Annotated in this window: 5 protein-coding genes; 3 read left to right on the forward strand and 2 right to left on the reverse strand. The window is 57.1% G+C overall.

The features are described from left to right. The 3 genes from WBB85_RS03090 to WBB85_RS03100 all read left to right on the forward strand — a co-directional run. On the forward strand, positions 1–662 hold a 662-nt coding region (locus tag WBB85_RS03090; protein ID WP_432637156.1), incomplete at its 5' end, for a hypothetical protein. A gap of 607 nt (positions 663–1269) precedes the next feature. Next, positions 1270–2499, forward strand: a complete 1230-nt coding sequence (gene repC / locus WBB85_RS03095) for a replication initiation protein RepC (protein WP_432637157.1) — start codon at positions 1270–1272, stop codon at positions 2497–2499. A gap of 84 nt (positions 2500–2583) precedes the next feature. Beyond that, positions 2584–3528 carry an SOS response-associated peptidase gene (locus WBB85_RS03100; protein ID WP_432637158.1) on the forward strand — a complete coding sequence of 315 codons (945 nt, stop codon included), beginning with the start codon at positions 2584–2586 and terminating at the stop codon, positions 3526–3528. 194 nt (positions 3529–3722) lie between these two features. On the opposite strand, the gene WBB85_RS03105 is transcribed toward WBB85_RS03100, so the two are convergent. Beyond that, entirely contained in the window at positions 3723–4556 is an 834-nt protein-coding gene (locus WBB85_RS03105) for an acyl-homoserine-lactone synthase (RefSeq protein WP_432637159.1), read from the reverse strand. 19 nt (positions 4557–4575) lie between these two features. Continuing rightward, on the reverse strand, positions 4576–5037 hold the full coding sequence (locus tag WBB85_RS03110; RefSeq protein WP_432637160.1) for a hypothetical protein: 462 nt from the start codon (positions 5035–5037) through the stop codon (positions 4576–4578). Between the last annotated feature and the right edge of the window lie 239 nt (positions 5038–5276).

The raw sequence follows: 5276 nt of genomic DNA on the forward strand, positions 1-5276 counted from the left end.
GCGCCATTCTTCTGTGTCTCGCGGGAGGATGGCCCTCTTCAGTTCCCTGCGCCCGGGCGCGCGCCGAGTTCATCCGACGCATCACGCCCTGGCCCGTTGAGCCGCCGCTTCAAATCTGGCGTTGCCCGATGAACACGTCCTTTCAGCCCGACGACACACTTTCTCCGAGCGATCGTATCTTCACGATTGCGGCGGGCGGGGCTTTGCCCCGCAGGCAGTCCTATGGTGACATCATCTTGCCGGCCCTGAAGCCACCACATCCGGAGCAGCCTGCTCCCGAGCCGGCACCCACCGTCCTGCGTCAGAACAGGGCTTCAGACCGCGATACGATGCTTCATCTGGCGCAGGCGGTGGGACAGGGCGCGGACATCAACATTTCCGGGCGGGAGTTCGATTTCGTGCGGTCTATCAAGGTCTGGCACGTCCAGTTCTACCGCCACAATCTCAGCAACCGCCACAACACCTGCCGGGAGGTCCATCAGATCCTGCTTGGGGACTATGGTACCCAAGGCGATTACCGCTGGACCAGGTCAACGCCTGCTGCGGTGCCCGCATGGATGAACATGTCCCGGGTGTGCCAGCCAGGAAGCTTTTATCGCGCCGTTGGCGTCGAATGGACCGATCATCTGGGCAATCACGGCCACGAACTGGTCACATACTAGGTGTTGTGAGGTGCGATTGCAAAGCCGCTACAATTGCGACGGACGGGCAATTTCGTTAAGACTGTGTCAATCACAATAAGAATCGAGAGGAGCAGTGAAAGAAAGCCCCAAAAAGCGAAACCCCCGCGAGGGGTAACCTGCACGGGGGGCTTTGATTTGACCTAGGGATTGCAGTCCCGAAGTGGCCAGAGATGATTTCAGGTCCGGTTCTATCACCCCTCCAACACTGAGAGCAAGGAAAAAACGCAGTTTTTGCGAACGGAGCTACTGTGTTTCGGCCTGGACCGTGGATCGAACTCAAGGTCTAGCCCAAGACGCAATACCTGCCATCGGCTTTGGCCATGACCGCCATAGCTTGTATGATCGGGAGACGTCCTGAAGAGAATCGCAAAGGAGAAGAAGACCACATCACAAAAGACAACCCCCGCAAGGCGGTGGCCTTCCGGGGGGGCTGATGAACCAGAGAACGCCAATTCTCCAGTAAGTCTCATGATCTGACTTCGGTTTTATCACCCCCCTCACAGATCAGGCAAGCAAAAAACGCATTTATGCGAACGATGAAGATTTGCCCGGGCCTCTGCCTCGCTCAATCACAGTGAGGAATATCATGCAGGCACTCTACTATCGCTCCAGCTATGCTGGCGCTTTCCCTACCCTTCCCTCGGGCATGCAGCGCGGTCAGGTCGAAGCGCTTTTGATCGAGGTTGCGCGTGGCATCGGCCTTTCCGGCCGACGGCTGCAATCGCTCCTGTTCATGATCGGGCAGACCCGTCCAGGCGACTGGACCAGCTCCGAAGACGAACCGGTCTGCTACATGGCGCAGACCGAGCTGGCCGCAGCCCTCGGCAAGACCGAACGCGCTGTGCGCGCCGATGAACACGCCCTGTCACAGGTGCTTGGTCTGGTCGAGAAGCGGACCGCCGCCAATGGCGGTCGCAGCCGTCATGGCGGCCTCGGCCTAGTTTTTTCACGGCTGGTAGAGCGTGTGCCGGAGCTTCTGGCCCTTCGGGACCGTATGCGGGCGGATCGGCAGCGCACGAAAGAGCTGGTGCGTCTGCGCAGCGCCTATTACCGCCATATCCGCCACAATCTGATGGAGCTTCATCCCGCCGCCCCGGAAGATCCAACGCTTTGCGCGGTCAGAGATGCGTTTTTGTCCTGGCCTCCGTCGGAACGGCTTCGCTACCTCGCCATGGACGATCTCGAAGAGCATGTCGCAGAGGCGCGCGCGCTTTGTGGAGAACTCGACAGATATGTGGAAGAGAGCGATGATTCTTCCGGCGGACCGGAAGAAATCTTCCGGTCTCATATACAAGATACAACCAATGAAGCATCTGGATCTTGTAACGCAGCCGCGTGGATAAGGACCTCGGGCAAGCCCTCGGACACTTATCAGTCGGATGCGGAGCCTAAAGGCCCCGCATCTTGCTTAGAAAACAAGCATGCTTCGTCCGGCGCCGAGCACAATAGCGAATTTCTGGCCAAGCTGAGCCCGCAACGCCTTTTGGCGCTTTGCAGTGAAAACATGCAACTCCGACTTGAAATCGAAACCCGCGGTGAGCGACCGCCGATGGTGATGGATTTCGTCTCGGCCGCGATCCGCGCCCTGCCGGAGCTTGGCATCAACCATTCCGCCTGGGATGAGGCGGCCGAGGAAATGGGCGACTACCGCGCGGCGCTTTGCGTGATCATCACCGATGCCAATCTTGATCACCCCAGAACACCAGTTCGAAACCCTGGCGGCCACCTCAGAGCCATGACGCGGCGTCACCGGCAGGGAGGTCTCAACCTCATTGGCAGCCTGATCGGCCTTGCAGACAGGCGCCGAGATGTTTGACGGTGGGACTGGAACCTGGTCGAGAAGTGGCGCTTTGAATTCGCGCTTTCCGAAACAATAATGTTCACATATTGTTCTTACTTCATGAGTCGCAGAACCAGCCCACAGTACAAGACCGACGACCGTGCCTTTCCGGTGCGGATCAAGGTGCTTATCCCAGAGTTCGGACTGTCCACGTTATCAGAAGACCCGTGGCGCTGGCTGGATAGCGAGATCGGCCGGGGAGAATATGCCACCACTGGCGCCCGTTGTTTTATCGGCGATGCGATGGTGCTCTATTTCCGCTGCCTGGAAGACGCCGGCCGTTTTATGGATGCCTTCCCGCTGCCACTCGCGGACGATACAATGGCATCAGTCTATTCGTCACCGGCCCTGCCCTTCGGACGCGAGGAGGAACCTGACGTGTGTAACCTGTTTAGCAGCCTTAAGCCACAGGAGGCGATGCGGCGTCTCTTTTCACCGCGCCCGCTCATCGACCATGCAGGGAACCTGCCGCCCCTGCCCGGCGTCTATCCGGATCAGATGGCGCCAGTGGTCCGCCAAGGTTCCGATGGGTTGGAACTCACCATGGCCCGTTGGGGATTGCCGACTCCGCCGCAGTACCTGGTCGGCAAGAAGACCGACAGAGGCGTGACCAATGTGCGAAACACTCGATCACCGCATTGGCGGCGATGGCTTGCGCCAGAACACCGCTGTCTTGTCCCCTTCGATGCCTTCGCCGAACCGATCAAGGGAGGAAACGTATGGTTTCACCTGAAAGACGAGCGCCCCGCATTTTTTGCGGGGATCTATGTGCCGGTATGGACTTCGATCCGCAAGGTCAAGGATGGCGAGACGACAGACAATCTGTTCGGATTTTTGACGACCGATCCGAATGCCGAGGTCGGTCCAATTCACCCTAAAGCCATGCCAGTCATTCTCACTGACCCGGAGAAATGGGATACTTGGCTGCAAGCCCCCTGGACCATCGCATCGGAGCTGCAAAAACCACTTCAGGATGGCGTCCTCAAAACATTCGTCCCGTCTTGACCGAGACTATTCTGTTGCTGCTGGCTGGGCCTCTTGCATGTTCTGCCCGCCTGAATGGTGGACTTTGGTGCCGGTCGGCCTCTCATTCGGCGTGCGCGACATGAGGACTGCATTCACGGCGTATCGGATATCGTCCGCATCATACTCCATGAGCATGCTGTACAGAGTCATCATCCTTGCCGCTTGATCATTTCCTAGGCAAAACACTTTTCGTAACCCTGCGTTTCAATGACTCTGCAATCCTGAGGCCTAACGGTTTCAAACCACACGGTGACGACCTTGCCTGTCTTTGGCCATTCATACGTCGTGGCCGCTATCACGTCTTCATCGGTCAGGTGGTGTGATTTTGCGACGCCATGGTCTGCAATTGTAAGATCAACGGGCGCTTTGGTGCCTTTATGCTGCTCGCCAAAAGAATGATCGGCGATGACATCACATTCAAATGCAACGAAACGGCCGGACTCGTTTCCGGCGATGTTTCCTAGCATCCGAGGCGCATAGCCCAGTTTGCGACCCATCCGGAAAAAAGCCGGTGAGCCTAGGAACAGGCATGTTCTGGCGCCCATTGCATTCAGATACTGGTTTACGGTGTGTATCATGCCTTCCGCGACGCCAGTACGGCCGAGGGAAAGCATGCGCGTCACTTCCCAGATATTGGCGTCCCTTGGTGGCGTGCCCTGACAAATCCCGCGGGGCAGTCCTGGCAACAGACCGAGTACGGCATCCCTGATCATATACGAATAGTCGATTTGCCGCGTTGACCCGCTGCCGCTCGGTGTGTCGGTTCGCAAGAGTCGTGCCCCGCCGAGAATTTCACCGGTGTTACGGTCCTCTGCAATCAGGTAGGTTGTCCCAAGGTGATCGTATTGTTCAAACTCCAGGTCCTCGTGCGTATCGAGATCCCATTTCTTGTGGTCAACGAAAACCTGCTTTCGGAGTTTCAGGAACGCATTGACCAAGTACCACATGGCCGCATCCTGGGGCAGCCGTAGCACGTGGTAATTTGTATCGTCGTCTACAAACAGCATTGATTGTCTCGCCATAGTCTCAATTTGCGCGCTTGCCCGAGATAGGGCGGGTGGATGGCCCGAATGTCCCTAAGTTGAACGACGGCACGCCTGCATAATAAATTGTCGTTCCGCCGATATTCCTGGCCAGCCCAAGAAATGCCCGGGGGCCTAGCGGATGGACAAACCAGATACCGCCCGGCCTGCTTTCGATCACCAGACAGCCATCCAGAGCGAAAACTTCAAAGTTCTGAACGATCGAGGCGGCCATGTCCTCGCTCAGTTCCAAACTCGGCTGTCCCGCACCCACAGCATTCGGGCGCGTTCCCGACAACCCTGTGAACGGAAACACATCTACATCCGCCCCGAGCCACGTGGTCATCACACGGTAAGTGCTGTGGCGGATTGCAGATATCCCAAACGTGTCGGCGGTACCGTGGTGCTCCTCGACAAGGCCGCCGACATGTTCTTGTCCCAACGCTATGAGTATCGACGCCGACATCTTCAGGCTTATCCTCTATTCTCGGAAGATATTCCTGTGTTCCCATCGACACGTCGAGAGAGATCATAGAAAATCCAACTATCGGATAGATTGTGCGTTGATCTTTGAAAAAATCTGGCTATTGGTCAGTACCAGATTGTTCAAACGTCAGGTTTGCCCTGACCTAAAGTCACCTTGTTCCCGGACCCTTTTTCATGAGCCGTGTACCTTCAGCACCCTTACCGACACACATGCCTGGC

It is taken from the genome of Albidovulum sp. (genome assembly GCF_049646345.1).
GTDB lineage: Bacteria > Pseudomonadota > Alphaproteobacteria > Rhodobacterales > Rhodobacteraceae > Albidovulum.